This window comes from Ruegeria sp. SAZD013 (assembly GCF_059612525.1).
Genome location: NZ_JBXWQT010000028.1, coordinates 17,368 through 39,100 on the forward strand (window position 1 = coordinate 17,368; position 21,733 = coordinate 39,100).

Sequence of the window (21,733 nt, forward strand, 5' to 3'; positions counted from 1 at the left end):
CGGTTGATACCGGTTTCGTTTACGGCAGAACTGAACGGATTGAAAACTCTGAAAACAGTGAAGTGTCACATAACGATTTGTGATAAGTTAGCTGACCGCAGCTGTTGCCGCCAAAATGCGAGGCTCTGCCTCGCGCTCCAGGATATTTAGAGCCAGGTGAAGCAAGGGATCCGCACTTCATCTGGCCCAAAATATCCCGGGGGAGTCGCCCGGCACGGGCGGCGGGGGCAGAGCCCCCAGCCCTGTCTGTCAGACCTTCACCCGTTCGGATTTCGGGTCATACATCGGTTTAAGCGATGCTTCGGCTTTGACCTTCACGCCGCAAACATCGATCTCATAGGTTGAACCCAGAACGTCTGCGGCCTTTTCACCTTCGCACGGTACATAGCCCATTCCGATGGCACCGCCGAGGCTGTGACCGTAGTTGCCGGAACTCAGGTAGCCGACATATTCGCCATCACGCACGATCGGCTCGTTGTGGAACAACAGCGGTTCAGGGTCGGTCAGACGGAACTGTACCAGACGGCTTTTGGGGCCGCTTTCTTTTCGTGCAATCACCGCCTCACGCCCGATAAAATCACAACCTTTGTCCACCTTGACGGCAAAGCCAAGACCAGCATCAACCACGTGATCCTCACAGGTGATATCATGGCCGAAATGGCGGAATCCCTTTTCGATCCGGCAGCTGTCCATCATGTGCATACCACACAGCTTCAGCCCCATGTCCTGACCGGCCTCATGCAGCGTCTCGAAGACGTGGCCCGCCATGTCCGAGGAAACATAGATTTCCCACCCAAGCTCACCCACATAGGTCACACGATGAGCGCGGGCGAGGCCCATGCCGATCTCAATTTCCTGCGCGGTGCCAAAGGGGTTGTTCGCGTTTGTGAAATCGTTGGGCGAGACTTTTTCCAGCAGAGCCCGAGCGTTTGGCCCCATGACAGCGAGAACGCCTTCACCCGCTGTGACATCCGTAATGACCACGTTGAAATTCCCGACATGGCGCATCATCCATGTCTGATCCGCCAAGCGCGTGGCTGCGGGGGTCACGACCAGATAGGTAGTTTCGGTCAGGCGGGTCACGGTGACGTCCGCTTCGATCCCGCCCGTGCGGTTCAAAAACTGCGTATAGACGATCTTGCCGACAGGGACCGAGTAGTCTCCCCCGCCGATGTAGTTCATGAACTTTTCGGCGTCAGGGCCTTCCACGCGAATCTTGCCGAAGGAAGACATGTCATACATGCCCACATTCTCGCGCACGGCTCTGTGCTCGGCAGCGGAATTCTCGAACCAGTTCTGGCGTTTCCAGCTGTACCGGTATTCGCGCTCCTGCCCTTCATTCGCGTACCAATTGGCGCGTTCCCAACCTGCGAGTTCGCCAAAAACGGCGCCTTGTTCTTTCAGGTGATGGTGGAACGGGGTTCGGCGCACACCACGCGCGGTGGCTTTCTGGCGATAGGGATAGTGATCGGCGTAGAGCAGTCCCAACGTTTCCTTTGAGCGTTCAAAAAGGTACTTCTTATTGCCCTGAAACGGCTGCATCCGACCGATATCCACGTCGCCCAGATCAAAGGGCTTTTCACCGGTATCCATCCACTCGGCCAGCGACATGCCCGCGCCACCGGCGGACTGGATACCGATCGAGTTGAACCCGGCCGCGACCCAGACATTGTCCATCTCGGGTGCCAGACCCAGGTGATAGGCGTCGTCGGGAGTAAAGGATTCAGGGCCGTTGAAGAAGGTGTGAATACCCGCCTCGGACAGCATTGGCATCCGGTTGCAGGCCGCTTCGAGGATCGGTTCGAAGTGGTCGAAATCCTCGGGCAGTTGGTCGAACTCGAAGCTGTCTGGAATACCGTTCATGGCCCAGGGTTTGGCATTGGGCTCGAATGCGCCCAGCATCATTTTGCCTGCATCTTCCTTGTAGTAGGCGCATTCATCTGGCACCCGCAGAACCGGCATCTGGCTCAACCCTTCAATGGGTTCAGAGACGATGTAGAAATGTTCGCAGGCATGCAGCGGCACATTCACACCGGCCATCTTGCCTATCTCGCGCCCCCACATTCCCGCGCAATTAACAACCATATCGCAGGCGATATGCCCTTGGGACTGCCCGTCATCACTGACCCAGTCGACACCGGTTGCACGCCGTCCGTGCCGGGAAATCCCGGTCACCTTCACCCGTTCCTTGATCATCCCACCGCGTTGACGCGCACCCTTGGCCAACGCCAAGGCAATATTAGCAGGATCCGCCTGGCCATCGGTCGGCAACCAGACGCCACCTGCCACACCGTCGAGGTTGATATGCTCATATCGCTCTTTGACTTCGGTCGGTGACAGCTCTTCGACCGGCACGCCAAAGGCGCGGGCCATTGCCGCATTTCGGTGAAGCTCTTCCAACCGCTCACTGGTCAGGGCGACCGAAACGGATCCAACCTGACGCAGGCCGGTAGCGACACCGGTCTCTTCCTCGAGACCCAGATAGAGCTCTGCGGAATAGCGCGCCAGTTTGGTCATGTTGGAAGACGCGCGCAGTTGCCCGATCAGGCCCGCCGCGTGCCAGGTGGTGCCGCTGGTCAGTTGCTTGCGCTCTAGAAGAACAACATCAGTCCAGCCCTTCTTGGTCAGATGATACGCGACCGAACATCCGATGACGCCGCCACCGATGATGACCACTCGGGCCTTGCTGGGAAGATCAACCATCCTGAAATCTCCGCTGTGTCAGGTTTGGCGTAAACTGCCACGGAAGATCGACAACAAATGCACCAAAAACGTCACAAGATCAGCAGTTTTCACCGATGTGTCGCGGCCCGCTTTTCACGTCGAACGACAAAAGGCGTGACTCCGAAGAAGCTTTTGTAAACAGAGGAAAACCCGTTCGGAAAACCGCAGGCCAATCCGATTTCGCGAACGCTCATAGTGGTGTTCAGAAGCAGGTTATTGGCCTTGGCCAGCCGCATTTCACGATAGAATCCGTTGGGCGTGGTGCCAAAGAAGGTTTTGAACTTACGCTCAAGCGAGCGGTTCGACAGTTGCAGCGAATCGACGATCTGATTGATCGGCAGAGGGTCTTCGATATTGGCCTGCATGAGCTTGATGCACTGATCCAGCTTCACATCTCCGGTCGCCGTCAACTTTACCCCAGAGAATGGCTGCATCGAGGCGAAATCCCGGATGTTTTCATGCAACATGATGTCCGCCACGGTCATTTTTGCGGGCCCCGAGATATGACGGCCGATCACTGCCAGCGCGATATCTGTTGTCGCCTCCATTCCGGCACAGGTCACAACGGCGCCCTGTTCGGTTGCAATCGACAGTTTGGCTTCAAACCGGGCCCCGCGTTCCCGCAGGAACGAGGCATTCTCCCAGTGGGTTGCCAAGTCGTCTGTACCCTGTTCGTCGATATACCGGCTGGCGGCTTCCGCCAGCAGAAACACCTTGGCATCCCGGAAGGTGTAATCCGACACCACCCGCCCCAAAGACAAGTCCGGGTGATCCGGGTCAGAATTGCCGATCACAAAAAGATAATTCGCCTTGGGCTGCGTCTGCACGCGTTCCGTTTGCACCACCGCGTCGCTGCTGCTGGAGATCGGGCCACCTTTGAGCGACCGATAGGCAAAAGTGAACGGCGGCTTCGGACACACACGATTTGCCAACCTGAGAACCTCGACCAATGAGGCCAGTTCAAGCAGCACAAATCCGGGTGCGACCAAAATATCGAAATGTTGCTGTATCGCCTGCGGTGATTCAGAAGCAACTTTCCTCATCGCTGTCACCTTAGACGATCTCATGCCCGGCAGTACGCAACCGCTTGGCCAGCGCTTCGATGTGGTCCGGGCCGATCTCGCAGCATCCACCGACAATCGTGGCCCCCTGATCGACCCAACGCATGACGTGATCCGCATAGGCATCGGGACCAAGATCATGGCGTTGATCCAACGCATCCACTGTCGGCGCGTCCTTTAGAAACTCATCCGAAATATGTGTAAAGCCGTTGGCATAGGCACCATAAGGCTTGTTCATGCCGGACAGGATGTCCAGAGCAGCTGGGATCGCTTCGGGGCGCGAACAATTAATCAGCAGCGCATCAGGTGAAAACTCTGCAACCAAGGGCGCGACATCCCTGAGCGGTTCGCCGGACCTGAGGCGGCTGCCATCTTCGTCATTGACCGTGAATGACAGCCAGACTGGTTTGCCACATCCGGTCGTTCCACGCAGCGCACCCTCGGCCTCCTGCACCGAAGATACTGTCTCGATCAGAAACAGATCGACGCGCGCAGCCATCAAAGCCACAAGTTCAGCAAACTTTCCCGCCGCATCTGCCGGGTCGGGATTCAGGTCGGGTCGGTAAGATGCAAGAAGCGGCCCCAGAGACCCCGCAATCCGCCCCCCGGTCGAAGTACGAGCACGTTCGGCCTGTGTCAGGGCAGTGTCGATAAGGGCGGGCATCTGGTCCTCCATCCCCACTCGCACCAGGCGTGAACGGTGGACGGCATAGGTATTGGTGGTGGCAACCGTGGCACCACGACGGAAGTAGTCGCCATGCACCGCGCCGACCAGATCAGGGTGGTCGATCATCACACGTGTGGACCATAGTGGCGTCGCCCGGTCTCCGCTGCGTTTGACCAATTCCTGTCCGATTGAACCGTCCAACAGAGTGATCTTTGTCATGTCGTAGCTCCTTAAGGCAGCAGCACGAGTTTACCCGGAAGGGTCTTTGCCTGAAAATCAGCCTGTGCGCGGACGATATCCTTCAACGGGTAGGTTCGGGAAACCAGTGGCTTGATCCGTCCGGTATTCATCAACTCCACTAGGCGGCCAAAGACTTCGGGTGCCTGATGCGTGCAGCCGTGAACGGTGATGTCGCGCAAATAGATGTCCCGCAGATCAGCCTCGACAATCGGGCCGGCGATTGCCCCAGAAACCGCGTAGTGCCCGCCGGGTTTTAGAGCAAGGATCAGCGATGCCCATGCGGGCCCGCCAACAACATCTATAACCGCGTCGAACATATCCTGCGGCGGCAGTTCATCCCGGCCGAATGTGCCCAACGCGCCTTGGGATCTGACGACCTCTGCCTTCTCTGCAGCCGTCACACCCCAAACCGATGCTCCGCGCAGCGCCGCAAGCTGCACCGCCGCCAGACCGACGCCGCCTGACGCGCCAGTGATCAGAACTTTTTGGCCAGACGTCACGCCCGCGCGCGTCAGCAGGTTGTCGGCAGTACCAAAGGCGCAGGGAATGGCCGCAATTTCAACATCAGACAGGGGCGATGCACTTACGTCGTAAAGATCATTTGCTTCAACCAGACAGTATTGGGCAAAGGCCCCATCAATCTCTGACCCGAGCGCAATAAAGCCCTGAGGGTTGCCGGGGCGCGGACGCGGAAGGTTGATCGGGCACGTCACACGCTGGCCCTTTTTGAACCCCGTGTTTGGCCCGACTTCTTCAACGATCCCGCACAGATCGCCGCCCTGAATGCGGGGAAAGTTCAGTGCGCCGCCCCACCCTCCGGCTTCAATATCCTGATCGACGGCATCCGTCCCGCCGGTGACATCCGATGAATACCAGCCGACCCTTGTGTTGATATCCGTGTTATTGACCCCTGCCGCGGCGACCCGAACAAGCACCTGCCCCGGCCCAGGGGCCGGGACAGGGATATCGTCGCGCCATTCCAGCGCCTCTGGTCCGCCATGGCCGGTCAGATAGACGCCGGACATGGTCGCCAAACGCGTCACGCCCGCAACCGCTCGTTCTCGGGGTCCCAGAGCGGTTGATCCAGCTCTACCACGGCGCGGCATTTCTGACCGTAGATTTCGACCTCAAGCTCAGTTCCGGGATTGGCAAACTCGGCCCGGATCATGCCCAGCGCGATGGATTTGCCAACGCGGTAGCCCCATGCGCCGGATGTGGTTTCGCCGATGATCTCATCGCCTTGCCAGATACAGGACATATACGGCGCGTCGCAATCGCCTGCATCAACGGTCAGGGTGACGAAGGACTTTTTCACGCCTCGCTGCTTTTCGTCCAGGATTGCCGCCTTGCCCGGGAAGTCCTGTGGTTTGTCGAGCTTGACGAACCGTTCCAACCCGCCTTCAAGCAGGGAATAGTCGGTCGACAGATCGCCCTTCCAGGCGCGGTACCCTTTTTCGATCCGCAGCGAGTTCAGCGCATACATTCCAAACGGCTTGGCACCGGCATCGATGATCGCGTCGTAGATTGCAGGCATGTGTTCGTTCAGTGCATGCACCTCCCATCCCAGTTCACCGGCAAAGGAAACGCGGATCAGATAGGCGGGTTGGCCGGCGACGGTGGCGGACTGGTGGGTCAGCCATCCCGAAGTCAGATCGGCGTCGGTCATTGACGACAGGATCTCACGCGATTTCGGGCCAGTCACAATCAGCGTGTCGCGCGTGGTGGTGACATCTTCGATTGAGACCCCGGCAGGCATTGCCTTCATCAGGATATCACGATCATGCCATTGCGCAGTCGCCGCCGTGATCATGATGAACTCTTCTTCACCCAGCCGGATGCAGGACATTTCGGTCAGGATGCGGCCACGGTCGTCCGAGACATAGATGAGGTTCATCCGACCGACCTTTGGCAGCCCGCCGGTTGCAAGGCCGCGCAGAGCTTCGGCAGCGCCGTTACCCTTGACCATGAAGCGCGAGAAGCCCGGCAGGTCCAACACGCCACAATGATCGCGCACAGCTTCGCATTCTTCCTTGATCCGCTGTTCCCACGGACCGGACCGACCCCAGGTGTGGGTCGCCTCGAGCGAGGTGTCATCGCCGGGCTGGGCAAACCAGTTGGCGCGTTCCCAGCCGTTATAGGCGCCCATTACGCCACCCAGCGCCTTGACCCTGTCATGCACGGGTGACAGTTTCTTGTCGCGCGCGGCGGGCCATTCATGGTGCGGGAAGTGCATGGCATATTCGTTGCCATAGACTTCCATGCCTTTCTGGTTGCAATAATCCTGATCGGTGTAATCGGTATAGCGGCGCGGATCGACGGCCCACATATCCCATTCGGTCGCGCCATCAACGACCCATTCGGCCAGAACCTTGCCTGCGCCACCGCCCTGCGCGATGCCGAAGGTGAAAGTATGTGCCTCGAACGCGTTTTTCACACCGGGCATCGGGCCGATCAGCGGCAGCCCGTCAGGCGCATAGGGGATCGGCCCGTTGATAACGCGCCCAACACCCGAGGTTGCCATCAGCGGCACCCGTTCCATCGCATCGGTGACGATATCTTCGATGCGGTCCAGATCGTCATTCCACAGCTGAAAGCTGAAATCGTCAGGCATCGGATCGTCTTCGGTCATCCAGTGGCCCTTGCAGTTGGGCTCGTAAGGACCAAGGTTGAAGCCGTTCTTTTCCTGCCGCAGGTAGTAAGAGACATCCACATCACGCAGCAGCGGCAGCTTGGCACCGCTTTGCTTGGTCCATGCTTCGATCTCGGGGATTTCATCGGTCAGCAGGTACTGGTGGCTCATGACCATTGCCGGAACGGTGCGGCCACCGAAGGGCTTGAACCATTCGCCCACACGCTGCGCATAATACCCGGCTGCGTTCACAACATAGTCACAGGCTATATCGCCTTTGTCCGTGTGCACGGTCCAGGTGCCGTCGTCATGCTGTGTCACGCCAGTCGCCGGGCAGAAACGGATGATCTTCTGCCCCATATCGCGCGCGCCCTTGGCCAGCGCCTGCGTCAGCTGCGCCGGATCGATATCACCATCCGTCGGGTCGTAGAGAACACCTTCAAGATCGTGCGTTTCCAGGAAGGGATAGCGCTCTTTCGCTTCTTCCGGAGTCCACATCTCCATGGGAATCCCCTGATACCGGCCCATCGCCATGGCGCGCTCGAACTCCTGCACACGTTCTTTCGAATGCGCCAGTCGGATCGAACCGGTCTGGTGGTAGTTCATCGGATAATCGACTTCTTCACCCAGACGCGCATACAGCTCGGTCGAATAGCGCTGCATGTTCATGATCGCCCATGAGGTCGAAAAGGTCGGAACGTTCCCTGCCGCATGCCAGGTCGACCCGGCAGTCAGCTCGTTCTTTTCCAGCAGAACACAATCGGTCCAGCCCTTCTTGGCCAGATGATATAGCGAGGAAGCCCCCACCACGCCACCGCCGATAATGACCACGCGGGCTTTTGTTGGAAAATCACTCATGCGTTTTGATCCTTGTTACTGTGCCTCTTGAGGCAGATCGTCCGTGATGTCGTAATAATCGCCCTTGTCAGCCACAAAGATGTGCTTTGAGAGCTTTAAACCCGTGGAAGCATCGAGTGCGCCCATGGAGATCGAAATCGTGTCCTCCTGGTTGTGTTGCCAGAAGAGAAACGAGCCACATTTGCTGCAGAACCCCCGTCGGGCGATGTCAGACGCGCGATACCAGCTTAGCGTGTCGCTGGCCGAGAAACTCAGGTTGTCCTGATGGGTTGAGGTCGAAGCCCAGAAATGGCCCGACTGTCTGCGGCACTGTCCGCAATGGCAGACCGAAGGCAGCGACAGGTCTCCGTCAATCGTGAACGCGACCGAGCCGCAAAGGCAGGATCCCTTGTGCATTTGACTACCCCCTTATTGCGGGTGTGGTGCTGGTTCCCAACAACACACCGTAGATGACAAAACAGACCGCCATGATCCGGCGCACCCAGATATTGAACACGGCGCTCAGCGCTGCCCTGCCCATCAAGGCGCCCAGCGCCGTAAAGCCGGTGTAGCTGAGTGTGGTGATGATCAGCGCGGTAGGCATGATAACCCCCATCTGCTGCCAGACCGGGACCTCGGGCTGAACGAACTGCGAAAACGCGGCCAGGTATCCGGCGACGCTTTTGGGATTGATCGTTGCCACTGCCAGCGCGTGCAGATAGACATGTCGCGCCGGACGCTCGGAGGCTGGTGCGGGTTTTGTTGCATTCATCCATCCGCGAATGCCCAACCAGATCAAAAACCCCGCACCAATCAGCTTGGCGACAAAGAACCCGGTCGGCGATGCGGCGATCAGCGCCGTCACACCCAGCGCAGACAGGATCAGAAAGGCGCTGGCTTGCGTGAGAATTGCCAATACGCCCAGCATTGCCTTTGGGAACGGAAGGCTCATCCCGTTCGAGATGCAATTGACCGCATTTGGGCCCGGCGTGGTTACGAAAACCACCCAGAAAAACGCAAATATGGTCCAGGCTTCGAACGACATCAGTAGACCGGCGGGGCGATGACCCAGATGGCCGCAGCGGGCTCGTCGTAAGGGTTGGCCCATTGATAAGGTTCGTGTCGGATCCGAAAACTGTCACCTGGCCCAACCGTGAACGCGCGCGCCCCGATTGTCAGGTCCAACTTGCCCGAGATCATGTATCCGACTTCCTGTGTCGGACGATTGGCCGGTGTCTGCATCTGCGAGTTGGGTTTGAAGGTAGAATGTACCATTTCGAAATCATCGGTCAGATCCGGCGAGAGCAGTTCTTCGATCAACCCTTCCTCGCCCGACCCCATGGGCCGGCGCGAGCCGGCACGCACGACATATCCCTGCTCGTCCGCAGGTGCCGCCGAATGCGCAAACAACATCGACATGGGTACGCCAAGGCATTCGGCGATCTGCCTCAGGTCCGAGATCGACGGCTCAGACATGTCACGTTCGACCTGGCTGAGCCAGCCCACAGACCTGTCCAGCCGGGTTGCGATAGCACTCAGCGTCAATCCACGCGCCTTGCGCAGCGCGCGGATATCTGCACCAAGTGTTGCACTTTGCGGGGCCTGGCTGTTCAAGGGGGCTCCAACTCTCGTGAAAATTTGATCTCGTTTTTCACGATGCCTCGATTCCGTGAAATTTCCAAGCATTTTTTCACGCAAGCCCGTATTCCGGATTGGCTATGCCCTGACGGTTCGGTCACTCAGCTGATATGGCAAACATATGTATCGGTGGTGGCAGAGGCGCGCTCGTGCCAAAGCGTGAAGCCTGTTTTTTGCAGAACGCGGGCTGAACCCGGATTGTCACGCCCGACCCCGGCAATGAGACGCACGGCAGGCCCAGGCGTCAATGCGTCCTGCAAGCCTTGCAACATCTCGGAGGCGTAGCCATTCCCCCAAGCGGATTCTGCAATCAGATAGCCAACGTGAAGGTTTGGAATTGAATCGGCCTCTGTACTCATGGCCAACACGAATAGGCCAATAAGGTGGTTACCGCGGTTATAGCGCGCAAGCAGAATATCGCTTTCAGCACGTCTGTCATCAATCCAGTTCGAAATATCCCGGCCCTGCAACTGCATCGACGGTGGCAGGTGTTTCAGGACCGCAGGGGTCAGAAGCGCGACAAGATCATCTTCAAGCCGAGCTCGCAATCGCGGATCGGTGAGTTCAACCTTCCAGTTGCGAACCGAAAGGCGCGGAGTTCGGAAATGGCCTGGAACCATGGTTAATCCAATACGTATCGGGCTTTCCGGTTTTATCAGGCCCCGAGCGAAATCGAAAAGAGGAAACCGGTAGACGCACCTTGTACGGACCGAGAATCAATCAGGCTTGTGCGAAGGTCTTTGACAGGATCGCGGACAGGTTATCCGCGTCTTCAGTTGAGAACGCATCGGGTTGATTGCTGTCGATGTCGAAAACTGCAATCAACTCGCCCGCTGCGTTCCGCACCGGCAGAACAAGTTCGGACCGGGTTGAACTGGCGCAAGCGATGTGACCCGGAAACGCGTCGACATCCGGCACCAGCTGCACTTCGCCAGTGCGCGCTACCGCCCCGCAGACGCCGCGCGCGAACGGGATGACCAGACAGCCATGCCCACCCTGGTACGGGCCGATTTTCAGCAAACCCGGTTCTGTCACCCGGTAAAACCCGGTCCAGTCGAAACGGTTGTCAGAATAATGGACCTCGCAAGCAACGGTGGCCATCAGGGCAACCTGATCGGTTTCGCCTTCGGTCAATGCTGCAATTGTACTGGCCAGCGTACTGTAATCGACGGTCATAGGTCCCGAACCCCTTGGAAAACCCCCGGGGGCGCTGCCCCCGAAACCCCCGGAGTAATTCGAAAAAGATGAAGGGTCAAATGCGTTCGATCGCGATAGCTGTTCCTTCACCGCCGCCGATGCAGATTGCAGCAACCCCCCGCTTGAGATTTCGTTTCTCGAGCGCGTTCAACAAGGTGACCATTATACGGGCGCCAGATGCTCCTATAGGATGGCCCAAGGCACAGGCACCGCCATTTACGTTCACCTTGTCGCGCGGCAATCCCATCTCGTGCATGAAAGCCATCGGGACAACTGCGAAGGCTTCATTGACCTCCCACAGGTCGACATCATCCTTGTTCCAACCGATGCGGGACAGGAGCTTTTGCGCCGCCGGAACCGGCGCAGTCGTGAAAAGTCCGGGTGCCTGCGCATGGCTGGCATGTCCCAGAATACGGGCCCGAACTGTCAGCCCTCGCGCTTCTGCCGTCTCAGCCGATGCCAGAACAAGCGCCGCCGCGCCGTCGGATATTGACGAGGAATTGGCGGCGGTCACTGTCCCGTCCTTGCGGAAAGCGGGATTCAGCGTCGGAATTTTCTCGGGACGGGCAGATTTGGGTTGCTCGTCAGCCACCTGTACAATCTCACCCTTTCGCGTGCGCACTGTGACGGGGACGATCTCGCCCGCGAAAGCACCGCTTTCTTGCGCGGAAAGTGCGTTGGACAAGGATTTCAAGGCATATTCATCCTGCGCTTCGCGGGTGAACTGATACGCCTCAGCGCAGTCTTCGGCAAAGGTTCCCATCAGGCGGCCCTTGTCATAGGCGTCTTCCAGCCCATCAAGGAACATGTGGTCGATCACCTGACCATGACCGATGCGCGCACCGCCCCGCATTTTCGGCAGCAGGTAGGGCGCGTTGGTCATGCTCTCCATACCTCCGGCGACCATTGTATCCGCATAACCCAATGCGATCTGGTCGAAGGCCATCATCGCCGCCTTCATCCCGGAACCACACATCTTGTTCAGCGTGGTGGCGGGAACCTCCTCGCCCAAGCCCGCCGCGAAACCCGCCTGGCGCGCCGGAGCCTGCCCCTGACCTGCGGGCAGGACACATCCCATCAACACCTCGTCAACCGTCTGTGCCCCTGCCTGCTTTAACGCGGCACGAATCGCTGCGCCGCCAAGCTCGGATGCTGCGACACCGTCGAACATGCCCTGAAAACCACCCATTGGCGTTCTGGCAGCACCTGTAATAACAACATCTCTCATCCGGATAATCCTCCTGCCGTCCGGTCCTTGAATACCGAATGGTAAGAATTCGCGTCTAGCGTATTTCTACGACTCATTTTCAAATTGGAGGGCGGCCGGACCATGGGGCTGACCAGCACATCAGACGGTACGACACAGATTATCACCGTTCACTCTGACCGGATCGACGCTGCGATGGCCATTCAGTTCAAAGAAGGCATGCGCGCAGAGACCGAGGCCTGCGCTGATCGGGTTATCCTTGACCTTTCAGGTGTCGAGTTCATCGATTCAAGCGGGCTGGGCGCAATCGTGGCCTCCATGAAACAACTGGGGCTGAACCGAAGGCTTGATCTGGCAGGCCCGCAGCCCGTGGTGGAAAAGGTCTTTCGCCTGACGCGCATGGATACCGTGTTCAGGTTGTTTGCGACACTGGATGACGCCCTGTCGAAACCGGACAGGTGACAAGAGCAGGAGTGCGACAACATGGAGCCCATTTGTAACGCGACCTGCCTGGAAGTGAGCTTTCCCGCAGCGGAAACAGAAGCCAGCGCGGGGATTGCGAAACTCAGTGCCGGACTGGCGAAACGAGGGTTGCCGCCGCACAAGGCGGACGACGTCAAGATCGCACTGGCAGAAGCAATCAACAACGTTGTGGAACATGCCTATATGGACGTGGCCCCGGCCGGGGTTCAGGTCACATGCCGGTTGGACAGAAACCGCCTGGACATTCTGATCTCGGACACGGGCCATCCATTGCCCGGCTACGAACCACCAGACGGAACACCAGCACCACTGGGAACCCGCATTCAGGATTTGCCCGAAGGCGGGTTCGGCTGGTTCCTGATTCATCAACTTACCAGCGATATCTGTTATGAGCGTCGCGACGGGTGCAATCGGCTATCCTTGCGATTTAACTTTGACAAGAACGGGTAATCAGCCGCAATTGGCCACAATAACGCCATTTTCGAAACATTGTCGCGCCGCAAATCGCCGCCATACAGTGACTCGTAGCTCAGATAGCTTCCCTCGGCGCCAATTATCACAGCCCCCACCCAGTGAACGGCGCCGAGGATCTCCCCCCAACTTGAATTGACTGGACAACCGGCAATCAGAGAATAGCTTTCCCCTGTTTTAAGGAGAAAGAACCACCATGCGTGATCTGCACAAACCTGGCCGGTCGGAAGTTTTTGCAACGCGGGGGATGTGCGCAACGTCGCACCCGCTGGCCGCCAAGGTGGCAATCGATATTCTTGAGCGCGGCGGCAACGCCATGGACGCAGCGATTGCAGGTGCAGTTCTGCTTGGGATTTGCGAACCGCAGATGACCGGGTTGGGCGGCGATTGTTTCGTTTTGTTCAGCCGTGCGGGCGAAAACCGGATACGCGCATTGAACGGATCGGGTCGCGCACCGGCCGCTGCGCGGGCGCAGCCCTTGCGAGACAAGGGTCTGTCATCAATACCGTTGAACGGCCCGGACGCGGTGACTGTTCCCGGTGCCGTGGACGCCTTCTGTCACCTTGCAGAAACCGAAGGGCGATTGGGGCTGGGCGCGATTCTGGAACCCGCAATCCACTATGCCGAGGCTGGCGTTCCGGTGGCCCCTCGGGTTGCATTTGACTGGAAAACAGGGGCGGCCACATTACAGGGCGCTGCGCGTGATCATTATCTGGTCAATGGGCAAATACCCGCAATCGGGCAGATCTTTCGCGCCCCCGGTCAGGCTGAGGTCTTGCGCAGGATCGCCAGCCAGGGACGCGACGCTTTTTATTCAGGAGACATTGCCGAGGATATGATCCGGGCTCTGTCCGCACTCGGAGGTGTCCACACCGCCGAGGACTTCCACCGCACCAAGTGCGCTGAAACGCAGCCCATGCGCGGGGCCTACAAGGGTGTTGATCTGGTCGAACACCCGCCGAACGGCCAAGGTGCAACCGCGATCCTGCTGCTGAACATTCTAAAACAGTTCGATCTGGCCAGTATGGATCCATTTGGAGCAGAACGGGTTCATATCGAGGCTGAAGCCACCAAGCTGGCTTATGACGCGCGCAACCGGTTTATTGCTGATCCCGATCATGTCGCGCGGGCCGAGCGGTTTCTTGATATGGATGTAGCAGTCAGGCTGGCTGCATTGATTGACCCAAAACGCGCAATGCCCGCAGCAGCACCTTTGACGGAAGCCATACACAAAGACACGGTCTATATCACGGTGGTCGACCGCGACCTTATGGCTGTGTCGCTGATCTACTCGATCTTTCATGGCTTTGGGTCAGGGATCGCGTCCGAGAAATACGGCATTCTGCTTCAGAACAGGGGCGCGGGGTTCACGCTTCAGCCGGGTCACCCCAATGAACTGGCTGGCGGCAAACGCCCGATGCACACGATCATACCGGGGATGTTGGCCGAGAATGACCGTGTCTCGATGCCATTCGGCGTGATGGGCGGTGCTTATCAACCGACCGGGCACGCGCGTTTCGTTTCGAACCTTAGGGACTTTGGGCTGGAGCTACAGGAAAGCATCAACGCGCCGCGTGCCTTTTTTGATGGAAGTGTCCTGAAACTGGAGCGGGGCTATTCTGAAGAAGTGGCGAAACAATTGTCTGAAATCGGCCACAATATTGAAATTCCGGAAACTCCGCTTGGTGGAGCGCAAGCGATCCGAATCCGAAAAGACGGTGTTTTGGAAGGTGCCAGCGACCCGCGCAAGGATGGGTGTGCCCTTGGATACTGATCAGCGGCAGTACAATGCCGACCGGTTCGCCAGACCTAGTTCAGGTGGAAATGCAGAGGGTAGGCACCGTCTTCGAATGGGCCGAACATGTTGGAGATATCCGGGTGTTCAACCGGCTCGCCGGAATAGTCTGCAACCAGATTTTGTTCTGAAACATAAGCAACATAGAAAGATTGGTCGTTCTCTGCCAACAGGTGGTAGAACGGCTGTTCTTTCCTTGGACGGCTGTCTTCCGGAATGGCCTGATACCATTCTTCTGTGTTCGAAAACTCTGGGTCCACGTCAAAAATCACCCCTCGAAAAGGGTGTTTCTTGTGACGGACCACCTGGCCCAATCCGTATTTCGCGCGTGTCTTTAACATTGTTTCAGCCCCCACCGCATTTACTAACGGTTTTTGGCCCGAAATGCCAATCATTGATGTGAAATTCAGGGAAACAGTCTGTGAACCTAATACTGACAGTGTTCGAAATCGTGGCCCCGGTTTTTCTCTTGGCAGCCATTGGCTTTACCTGGGTCAAACTGGGGTTCGAATACCGGCTGCAATTTGTGACACGCTTTGCAACGACGCTGGCAATGCCCAGTCTGATCTTTGTTGCGCTCATGCAAACCGACATCCTGGGCGGAGATTTGTCGCGTTTCACATCCGCGACCCTGGTCGCAAATCTTCTGCTGGCAGGGGTGTTCTGGTTGCTGGTTCGCGTCTTGAAACTGGATCAGCGCACGTACCTGTCACCGCTGATTTTCGGCAATACCGGCAATCTTGGCTTGCCGCTATGTATCTTTGCGTTCGGACAGATTGGCTTGGGTTACGCAGTCATCTTTCTGTCTGTAACTGCGCTGTTTTCTTTCACTTATGGAATATACCTAGTCGCCGGAAAAGGCGCATGGGGACAAGTCTTGCGCCAGCCGATGGCGTGGGCGACCATTCTGGGTGCAGTGTTTTTGTGGCAAGGGTGGCAAACTCCGACATTTCTAACCAACACGTTAGAGCTTTTGGGGCAAATGGCTGTTCCGCTGATGTTGGTCACGGTCGGTGTGGCAATCGCCCGCCTGACCTCGCGCAGTCTGGGGCAAGCACTCTGGTTGTCAGTCCTGAAACTTATCGTCTGCTTTGCGTTGGGCTGGGGGATTGGAGTGTTGTTTGATCTGGACACTGTCGCCTTTGGCGTTCTGGTCCTGCAAATTTGTACGCCGGTCGCTGTGACCTCATATTTGCTGGCAGAACGATTTGAGGCCGATTCCGATGCCGTTGCCGGCATGGTCATGGTGTCCACTGTGCTTTCCGTGGCGGCGTTACCCGTAATTCTTGCCATTGTTTTGTAGCGATTGTGATTTCCTCAGAGCTCAATCTACGCTAGAATAAACAAAAAAAGGCATGAGGCACATGAGCAGAATTCTTATCGTACTCTTCGGGGTGCTGCTTTTGGCATCCTGTGGCGGCGGGTCAAAACAACCGCCCAGCAAACTGAACGACGCATGCAGTATTGCGCACGAGCGACCGGATTTTATCAAGGCTTTCAAAAGCACCGAGCAGAAATGGGGTGTTCCGGTTCACGTTCAGATGGCCACGATTTATCAGGAAAGCCGATATCGCCACGATGCACGTACCCCACACCGTTACGTGCTGGGCGTGATCCCGATGGGGCGGCAAAGCAGCGCCTATGGGTTCAGCCAAGCACTGGACGGCACCTGGGATCAATATCAGCGCGAAACCGGCAAGCGTCGGGCCAAGCGGGATCGCATCCGCGACGCGTCGGACTTCATCGGCTGGTATATGAACAAAAGCTATGAGCGCAACGGCATCCACCCCGGCGACACACGCAATCAATACCTGGCCTATCACGAAGGCCACACGGGGTACGCACGCGGCACCCACAACAGCAAATCATGGTTGTTGAGCGTGGCCAATGACGTGGACGCACGCGCGCAACTGTATCAGGCGCAATTAGCGAACTGCCGGTACTGAGTCATACTCAACGGGTCAGCGATTGACTGACCCGCGTCTTTCCTTGTTCGAAAAAAGGCCCTGATCCAGGTCATCGCTTTCCATCAGCGCGCCCAGAAGAACTGTGGTCTGACTGCCCGCGTTGTCATGGATCACCCATTTGCGAAGTTCGACCGGGTTATCGGTGAACATCAATTCAATCCGGCCTGCTTCAGGGTTCTTGGGGTCTTGTGCAGTGACCACTGTGGCCGTGCCGTCAAAGCTGTGGCCGACAACCATATTGGCCTGATCAAGATTCACATTGCGCGCCAGCACAATGGATAGCGGCGTGCGCTTCAGCGGGTATTGCTCGGGCGGCTGGTTCGATTTGGGATCAAAGATCTGTACACTGCCCGAGCGCGCCAGCACCACAGCGCTGTTGGGCGGGTCATATTCGAACCGCATCTTGCCCGGGCGCTGCATCCACAGCTGCCCGGTGCTCAACGAGCCATCATCATTCACCTGCGTGAACGTTGTCTGAACCGTTTTCAATCCATTCAGGTAACTTGAGATTTGCGAAAGCGGCAGTTTTTCCGCCGCCCAGGCGGCTGGTGCAGCCAGTGTCAAAGCAAGGGCAAAAGCAATCTGTTTCATGCCGTACAGATAGGCTGTCTGCCCTTGTTATTAAATATCCTATTGCTCGGGGACGAGGATTTCGCGTTTCCCGACATGATTTGCTGACGAAACAACACCTTCCTCTTCCATCTGCTCAACAAGCCGCGCCGCCTTGTTGTACCCGATGGCGAGTTTCCGCTGAATGTAAGAGGTCGAGCATTTGCGATCCTTGATCACAATTGCCACCGCCTGATCGTACAGCGCGTCTTCTCCGTTCGTGTTGCCACCTGTATTCAGCCCCAGAACGGCGTCAATGTTGTCGACCTTGTCCTCGGCCGGTCCATCCAGAACGCTGCCCACGTAATCGGGCGGGCCGAATTGTTTGAGGTGGTTGACGATTTCCTCGACCTCTTCATCCGACACAAACGGCCCGTGGCATCGGGTGATCTTGGCGCCACCGGCCATGTAAAGCATGTCGCCCTGCCCCAGCAGCTGCTCGGCGCCCATCTCGCCCAAAATGGTACGGCTGTCGATTTTTGAGGTCACCTGGAACGAAATCCGCGTCGGGAAGTTGGCTTTGATCGTGCCGGTGATCACGTCAACAGACGGGCGCTGTGTTGCCATGATCAGGTGAATGCCCGAGGCCCGCGCCATTTGCGCCAGACGCTGGATACACGCTTCGATCTCCTTGCCCGCGACCATCATCAGATCGGCCATCTCATCAACAATGACGACGATATAGGGCATCGCTTCGGGCGCGAATTGTTCCGTCTCGAATGTTGGTTCACCGGTTTCATCGTCAAACCCGGTCTGCACCGTGCGGCTGAACAACTCGCCCTTGGCCAGCGCATCCTTCACACGGCCATTGTAGCCAGCGATGTTGCGCACGCCCATCTTGGACATCTTGCGATAGCGGTCTTCCATTTCGCCCACGACCCATTTCAGGGCCACGACCGCTTTCTTCGGATCGGTCACAACGGGCGACAGCAGATGCGGGATGCCATCGTAAACCGACAGTTCCAGCATCTTGGGGTCGATCATGATAAGGCGGCATTCATCCGGCGTCAGCTTGTAAAGCAGCGACAGGATCATCGTGTTGATCGCCACCGACTTGCCTGAACCCGTGGTCCCGGCGATTAGCAGGTGAGGCATCTTGGCCAGGTTCGCCACCACGGACGCGCCGCCGATATCCTTGCCCAGCGCCAACGGCAGCGCCTGATTGCCATCGCCGAAATCGCGGCTGGCGAGGATTTCGCGTAGAACCACCATTTCCCGGTTTTCATTGGGCAACTCGATCCCGATCACCGAACGGCCGGGCAGTGTCGAAACACGTGCCGAAAGGGCCGACATCGAGCGCGCAATATCGTCTGCCAAACCGATCACACGGCTCGCCTTAAGGCCCGGAGCGGGCTCCAGCTCGTACATGGTCACGACCGGGCCGGGGCGTACGCTGACGATCTCACCCTTGACGCCGTAATCGTCCAGAACGTTTTCCAGCATCCGCGCGTTTTCTTCCAAGGCCTCATCGCTCAGGTGATGGCGCTGGATATTTGCGGGGTTGGACAATAAGCCCAGAGGCGGCAGTTCAAAATCAGAGTGTCGTTCCTCGAAGGACAATGCCGGTTGCGCTTCGGCCTGCGCACGACGGGACGGCAACGGTGTCCGGCGCACGGGCTGCGCCACCACAGGCTTCCGCGGTTCAGCCACTGGGATCTTCATCGCCTGACGCGGTTGCGGCATGGCATCGGCGACATCCTCGAAAACCGATTCATCATCGATATCCAACTCGGACGCGTAGTCGTATTGTTCCGTCCCGGCCTCATAACCCATCAAAGCAAGCTCTGGTGCCTCTGGCGTGTCACCAGTGGACACCTGCGGCTCGGGGCGCAGACCATACGCCGTCACCGGCGGTTCCGGGGGCAATTCGGACAAGGTATGCTGGTTCAGGATCAGCGGATCGGGACGGCGTCCACGACCTTTGGTCAACGGCAGGCTGGGATCTGGCTCGGGTGTCATTTCGCCCACAGCAACCTTGCGATTTCGCACGGCGGCCGAGATTTTGGAGCGGATGCGATCTTCGCCGGGCATGTCGTCAAAGCCCGCGATCGGTTCCGGGTCCACCAGCTCGGGTTCGGGCATTGGATCGGGGCGACGGATAAGCGACGGCATTCGCGCCAACAGGCCCGATTTGACCGGAGGTTCAGGGCGTCCCAATTCAGGTTCTTCAAAAACAGGGTCGGCATAGACCAGTTCGTCGTCAAACATCGCCTCGACCGCTTCAGCCCGAGCAAGCTTGCGTTCTTCCCACTGCGCCCGGCGATCCCGTGCCGCTTGCGCGGCCGAAGCCGCACCGCGCCCCATCAGCGTCATCAGCATGTCATAAGACATCACAAGGCCCAGGATGAAGGCCCGGAAGCCACGTTTCACGTCGGCCTTGGTGAAGCCCAGCACAAAAACACCCAGCGCGGTCATACCGACGGCCATGGCCAGAGACATCAGTTTGACCAGAAAATGCGAGGAGATCGGCAACAGCGTCAGCAACGCGCCCATGACCGTGTCGCCAAACAAACCGCCCAAACCGTAGCTATGCGTTGCACGCCACTCGGCACCGGGAACAAGGGTTGCGGCATAGACCGAGGCTACAGCGATCCAGATCGGGGCAAAGATCAGGCGGGCAATGGCCCGGTCTTCACCGAAATGGCCCGCAAAACGCAGACCCCATCCAGCCAGAACAAGCGCGATGCCCCAGCTTCCCCAGCCCACGATCATGAACAAGGGGGCTGCAATAGACGCGCCCACCCGTCCCATCCAGTTCTGCACCGGTGCATCGGTCGAAACCATCCAGTTGGGATCATCGGGCGTATAGGACCAGATCATCGCAGCCGCGGCCAAGCCCAACAGGATCAGCGCGATACCGATCAGTTCCTTACTGCGTCGCTCCAGGGCTGCCTGTGTTGTGCTGTCCAGCAATGGGTCGCGGTTTCGCGCATTATATGATGCCATTTTGCCCTCGTACCTCACGTATAGATGCAGTCGCGGAGTGTGATCAGACCACGCTGCAACTCTGTTTTTGGGGCTACCAATGCAACCCGGATAAAGCCTTCGCCCGGGTTATTTCCCGGATCGCCTTGTGAAAGATATGCGCCAGGAAGAACCCGAACCCCGGTTTCCTTCCAAACCTTCAATGCCGCGTCCTCGCCATTCTCGACCGGCAACCACAGAAAAAACCCGGCCTCTGGCGACATGTAACCTTGCACGCCCGCAAACACCTCATCAGCAATGGCGTATTTCTCCTGATAGAGCGCGCGGTTTTGCTCGACATGTATCTCATCCGCCCAGACGCGCGCGGCGGCGGCTTGCAAGGGCAAAGGCAGTGGGGACCCGGCATAGGTGCGCAGCTTTTTCACCTGACTGATGGACTTTGGTCCACCTGCAATCAGGCCCGAGCGCAAACCGGCAAGGTTCGAGCGTTTGGACAGGGAATTAAACAGCGTGATCCGTTCGGGATCAGTCCCCAGTTCCTGCGCGACGGTCAGAACCCCCGTCGGGGCTTGGTCACGGTAAATCTCAGAATAGCACTCGTCGGCAAAGATCCGGAAATCATAAGCCTCGGCCAGACGGATCAGGTCAGCCCAATAGTCGCGCGACGCAACTGCACCCTGCGGGTTGGCCGGGGAACAGACATAAGCCACCGCAGTTCGGTTCAGCACATCTTCGGACAGGCTGGAATAATCCGGCAGATGACCTGTCGCAGCGGTTGCAGGGACAAAATAAGGTTGCGCACCCACCGAAATCGACGCGACCATGTAGACCTGATAAAATGGGTTCGGGCACAGGATGATCGGTTGTTTGCCATTCTTCTGTTCCGGGCACAGCGCCATGGCCGCATTATACAGCCCCTCACGTGTGCCGTTCAGCGCCATGACGTTGGTGTCAGGGTCCATTTCGACCCCATAGCGCCGCTTGATCCAGCCCGTGATTGCACCGCGCAGGTCTTCCGAGCCTTCGTTCGGCGGATAGCCCTGAAACCCGGCCGCGTTTTCCATGATGACATCCGTCACCCAGGCCGGAAAGTCATGCGTGGGTGCGCCAATCGTCATATGAACGACGTCACCGCCCGGTTGATGGTGATCCAACAGGGCGCGCAAACGCGGGAATGCATATTCCGGTAGGTTCGAAAACCGCTCGGGGAAATCCATATTACTGCCTCAATATCGGGGTCATTTGCGCCCCGTTTTTTTGGCAGATTACAGCCCGCATACCTC

General features: G+C 57.9%; 20 protein-coding genes. 5 read left to right on the plus strand and 15 right to left on the minus strand.

Going from position 1 to position 21,733, the window contains the following annotated elements:
* Positions 1–249: 249 nt before the first annotated feature.
* The 11 genes from AC2FLU_RS14320 to AC2FLU_RS14370 form a co-directional block, all read right to left on the minus strand.
* Positions 250–2,703 carry a GcvT family protein gene (locus AC2FLU_RS14320; protein ID WP_496715717.1) on the minus strand — a complete coding sequence of 818 codons (2,454 nt, stop codon included), beginning with the start codon at positions 2,701–2,703 and terminating at the stop codon, positions 250–252.
* Between the two features lie 89 nt (positions 2,704–2,792).
* A complete protein-coding gene (locus tag AC2FLU_RS14325; protein ID WP_480606243.1) occupies positions 2,793–3,767 on the minus strand; it encodes a GlxA family transcriptional regulator in 975 nt (324 codons plus the stop codon).
* Positions 3,768–3,777: 10 nt separating this feature from the next.
* Positions 3,778–4,671 carry a homocysteine S-methyltransferase family protein gene (locus AC2FLU_RS14330; RefSeq protein ID WP_480606246.1) on the minus strand — a complete coding sequence of 298 codons (894 nt, stop codon included), beginning with the start codon at positions 4,669–4,671 and terminating at the stop codon, positions 3,778–3,780.
* Positions 4,672–4,682: 11 nt separating this feature from the next.
* On the minus strand, positions 4,683–5,717 hold the full coding sequence (locus AC2FLU_RS14335) for an alcohol dehydrogenase catalytic domain-containing protein (RefSeq protein ID WP_496809473.1): 1,035 nt from the start codon (positions 5,715–5,717) through the stop codon (positions 4,683–4,685).
* A gap of 14 nt (positions 5,718–5,731) precedes the next feature.
* Positions 5,732–8,179, minus strand: a complete 2,448-nt coding sequence (locus AC2FLU_RS14340; RefSeq protein ID WP_496715719.1) for a GcvT family protein — start codon at positions 8,177–8,179, stop codon at positions 5,732–5,734.
* A 15-nt stretch (positions 8,180–8,194) separates the two neighbouring features.
* A complete protein-coding gene (locus AC2FLU_RS14345) occupies positions 8,195–8,575 on the minus strand; it encodes a GFA family protein (RefSeq protein WP_480555047.1) in 381 nt (126 codons plus the stop codon).
* Between the two features lie 4 nt (positions 8,576–8,579).
* Positions 8,580–9,203, minus strand: coding sequence for a LysE family translocator (locus tag AC2FLU_RS14350; RefSeq protein ID WP_496715720.1), 624 nt, complete (start codon positions 9,201–9,203; stop codon positions 8,580–8,582).
* Positions 9,203–9,772, minus strand: a complete 570-nt coding sequence (locus AC2FLU_RS14355; protein WP_480474127.1) for a helix-turn-helix domain-containing protein — start codon at positions 9,770–9,772, stop codon at positions 9,203–9,205. The genes AC2FLU_RS14350 and AC2FLU_RS14355 overlap by 1 nt, the downstream gene beginning before the upstream one ends.
* Before the next feature lie 125 nt (positions 9,773–9,897).
* Complete coding sequence (locus tag AC2FLU_RS14360; RefSeq protein ID WP_480555044.1) at positions 9,898–10,416, minus strand: GNAT family N-acetyltransferase; 519 nt, start codon at positions 10,414–10,416, stop codon at positions 9,898–9,900.
* Between the two features lie 100 nt (positions 10,417–10,516).
* Positions 10,517–10,972, minus strand: a complete 456-nt coding sequence (locus AC2FLU_RS14365; RefSeq protein ID WP_496715722.1) for a GAF domain-containing protein — start codon at positions 10,970–10,972, stop codon at positions 10,517–10,519.
* Positions 10,973–11,048: 76 nt separating this feature from the next.
* Entirely contained in the window at positions 11,049–12,221 is a 1,173-nt protein-coding gene (locus AC2FLU_RS14370) for a thiolase family protein (RefSeq protein WP_496715723.1), read from the minus strand.
* A 102-nt stretch (positions 12,222–12,323) separates the two neighbouring features.
* Between AC2FLU_RS14370 and AC2FLU_RS14375 the strand changes: the two genes are divergently transcribed.
* The 3 genes from AC2FLU_RS14375 to AC2FLU_RS14385 all read left to right on the plus strand — a co-directional run bounded on the left by AC2FLU_RS14375 (position 12,324) and on the right by AC2FLU_RS14385 (position 14,928).
* Positions 12,324–12,662, plus strand: coding sequence for an STAS domain-containing protein (locus AC2FLU_RS14375; protein WP_496809474.1), 339 nt, complete (start codon positions 12,324–12,326; stop codon positions 12,660–12,662).
* 21 nt (positions 12,663–12,683) lie between these two features.
* Positions 12,684–13,133, plus strand: coding sequence for an ATP-binding protein (locus tag AC2FLU_RS14380; protein WP_480555038.1), 450 nt, complete (start codon positions 12,684–12,686; stop codon positions 13,131–13,133).
* Between the two features lie 217 nt (positions 13,134–13,350).
* The gene (locus tag AC2FLU_RS14385) at positions 13,351–14,928 is read left to right on the plus strand and encodes a gamma-glutamyltransferase family protein (protein ID WP_496809475.1); all 1,578 of its coding nucleotides are present in this window, start codon (positions 13,351–13,353) and stop codon (positions 14,926–14,928) included.
* A 35-nt stretch (positions 14,929–14,963) separates the two neighbouring features.
* On the opposite strand, the gene hspQ is transcribed toward AC2FLU_RS14385, so the two are convergent.
* Complete coding sequence (gene hspQ, locus AC2FLU_RS14390; RefSeq protein WP_209504966.1) at positions 14,964–15,290, minus strand: heat shock protein HspQ; 327 nt, start codon at positions 15,288–15,290, stop codon at positions 14,964–14,966.
* 80 nt (positions 15,291–15,370) lie between these two features.
* On the opposite strand from hspQ, the gene AC2FLU_RS14395 reads away from it, so the two are divergent.
* Positions 15,371–16,252, plus strand: a complete 882-nt coding sequence (locus tag AC2FLU_RS14395; RefSeq protein ID WP_496812021.1) for an AEC family transporter — start codon at positions 15,371–15,373, stop codon at positions 16,250–16,252.
* Positions 16,253–16,313: 61 nt separating this feature from the next.
* Positions 16,314–16,895, plus strand: a complete 582-nt coding sequence (locus AC2FLU_RS14400; RefSeq protein WP_209504968.1) for a transglycosylase SLT domain-containing protein — start codon at positions 16,314–16,316, stop codon at positions 16,893–16,895.
* Between the two features lie 15 nt (positions 16,896–16,910).
* Here AC2FLU_RS14400 and AC2FLU_RS14405 read toward each other — a convergent pair whose 3' ends face one another.
* Genes AC2FLU_RS14405 through AC2FLU_RS14415 form a run of 3 tightly spaced genes read right to left on the minus strand, consistent with a single transcriptional unit; the run spans position 16,911 to position 21,667 of the window.
* Positions 16,911–17,507: a LolA family protein gene (locus AC2FLU_RS14405; protein WP_496809476.1), complete on the minus strand. Its 597-nt coding sequence runs from the start codon at positions 17,505–17,507 to the stop codon at positions 16,911–16,913.
* A 39-nt stretch (positions 17,508–17,546) separates the two neighbouring features.
* Positions 17,547–20,471: a DNA translocase FtsK gene (locus AC2FLU_RS14410; RefSeq protein ID WP_480517832.1), complete on the minus strand. Its 2,925-nt coding sequence runs from the start codon at positions 20,469–20,471 to the stop codon at positions 17,547–17,549.
* A 14-nt stretch (positions 20,472–20,485) separates the two neighbouring features.
* Positions 20,486–21,667, minus strand: coding sequence for an aminotransferase class I/II-fold pyridoxal phosphate-dependent enzyme (locus tag AC2FLU_RS14415; protein WP_480517834.1), 1,182 nt, complete (start codon positions 21,665–21,667; stop codon positions 20,486–20,488).
* Positions 21,668–21,733 lie beyond the last annotated feature (66 nt).

What these genes read in the sequence shown, in the direction of transcription:
- AC2FLU_RS14380 (WP_480555038.1), top strand. Translation starts at nt 12,684, where the DNA reads ATGGAGCCCATTTGTAACGCGACCTGCCTGGAAGTGAGCTTTCCCGCA.
- AC2FLU_RS14325 (WP_480606243.1), bottom strand. Translation starts at nt 3,767, where the DNA reads ATGAGGAAAGTTGCTTCTGAATCACCGCAGGCGATACAGCAACATTTC.
- AC2FLU_RS14345 (WP_480555047.1), bottom strand. Translation starts at nt 8,575, where the DNA reads ATGCACAAGGGATCCTGCCTTTGCGGCTCGGTCGCGTTCACGATTGAC.
- AC2FLU_RS14320 (WP_496715717.1), bottom strand. Translation starts at nt 2,703, where the DNA reads ATGGTTGATCTTCCCAGCAAGGCCCGAGTGGTCATCATCGGTGGCGGC.
- hspQ (WP_209504966.1), bottom strand. Translation starts at nt 15,290, where the DNA reads ATGTTAAAGACACGCGCGAAATACGGATTGGGCCAGGTGGTCCGTCAC.
- AC2FLU_RS14385 (WP_496809475.1), top strand. Translation starts at nt 13,351, where the DNA reads ATGCGTGATCTGCACAAACCTGGCCGGTCGGAAGTTTTTGCAACGCGG.
- AC2FLU_RS14360 (WP_480555044.1), bottom strand. Translation starts at nt 10,416, where the DNA reads ATGGTTCCAGGCCATTTCCGAACTCCGCGCCTTTCGGTTCGCAACTGG.
- AC2FLU_RS14335 (WP_496809473.1), bottom strand. Translation starts at nt 5,717, where the DNA reads ATGTCCGGCGTCTATCTGACCGGCCATGGCGGACCAGAGGCGCTGGAA.
- AC2FLU_RS14415 (WP_480517834.1), bottom strand. Translation starts at nt 21,667, where the DNA reads ATGGATTTCCCCGAGCGGTTTTCGAACCTACCGGAATATGCATTCCCG.
- AC2FLU_RS14405 (WP_496809476.1), bottom strand. Translation starts at nt 17,507, where the DNA reads ATGAAACAGATTGCTTTTGCCCTTGCTTTGACACTGGCTGCACCAGCC.
- AC2FLU_RS14350 (WP_496715720.1), bottom strand. Translation starts at nt 9,203, where the DNA reads ATGTCGTTCGAAGCCTGGACCATATTTGCGTTTTTCTGGGTGGTTTTC.
- AC2FLU_RS14400 (WP_209504968.1), top strand. Translation starts at nt 16,314, where the DNA reads ATGAGCAGAATTCTTATCGTACTCTTCGGGGTGCTGCTTTTGGCATCC.
- AC2FLU_RS14410 (WP_480517832.1), bottom strand. Translation starts at nt 20,471, where the DNA reads ATGGCATCATATAATGCGCGAAACCGCGACCCATTGCTGGACAGCACA.
- AC2FLU_RS14330 (WP_480606246.1), bottom strand. Translation starts at nt 4,671, where the DNA reads ATGACAAAGATCACTCTGTTGGACGGTTCAATCGGACAGGAATTGGTC.
- AC2FLU_RS14365 (WP_496715722.1), bottom strand. Translation starts at nt 10,972, where the DNA reads ATGACCGTCGATTACAGTACGCTGGCCAGTACAATTGCAGCATTGACC.
- AC2FLU_RS14375 (WP_496809474.1), top strand. Translation starts at nt 12,324, where the DNA reads ATGGGGCTGACCAGCACATCAGACGGTACGACACAGATTATCACCGTT.
- AC2FLU_RS14370 (WP_496715723.1), bottom strand. Translation starts at nt 12,221, where the DNA reads ATGAGAGATGTTGTTATTACAGGTGCTGCCAGAACGCCAATGGGTGGT.
- AC2FLU_RS14340 (WP_496715719.1), bottom strand. Translation starts at nt 8,179, where the DNA reads ATGAGTGATTTTCCAACAAAAGCCCGCGTGGTCATTATCGGCGGTGGC.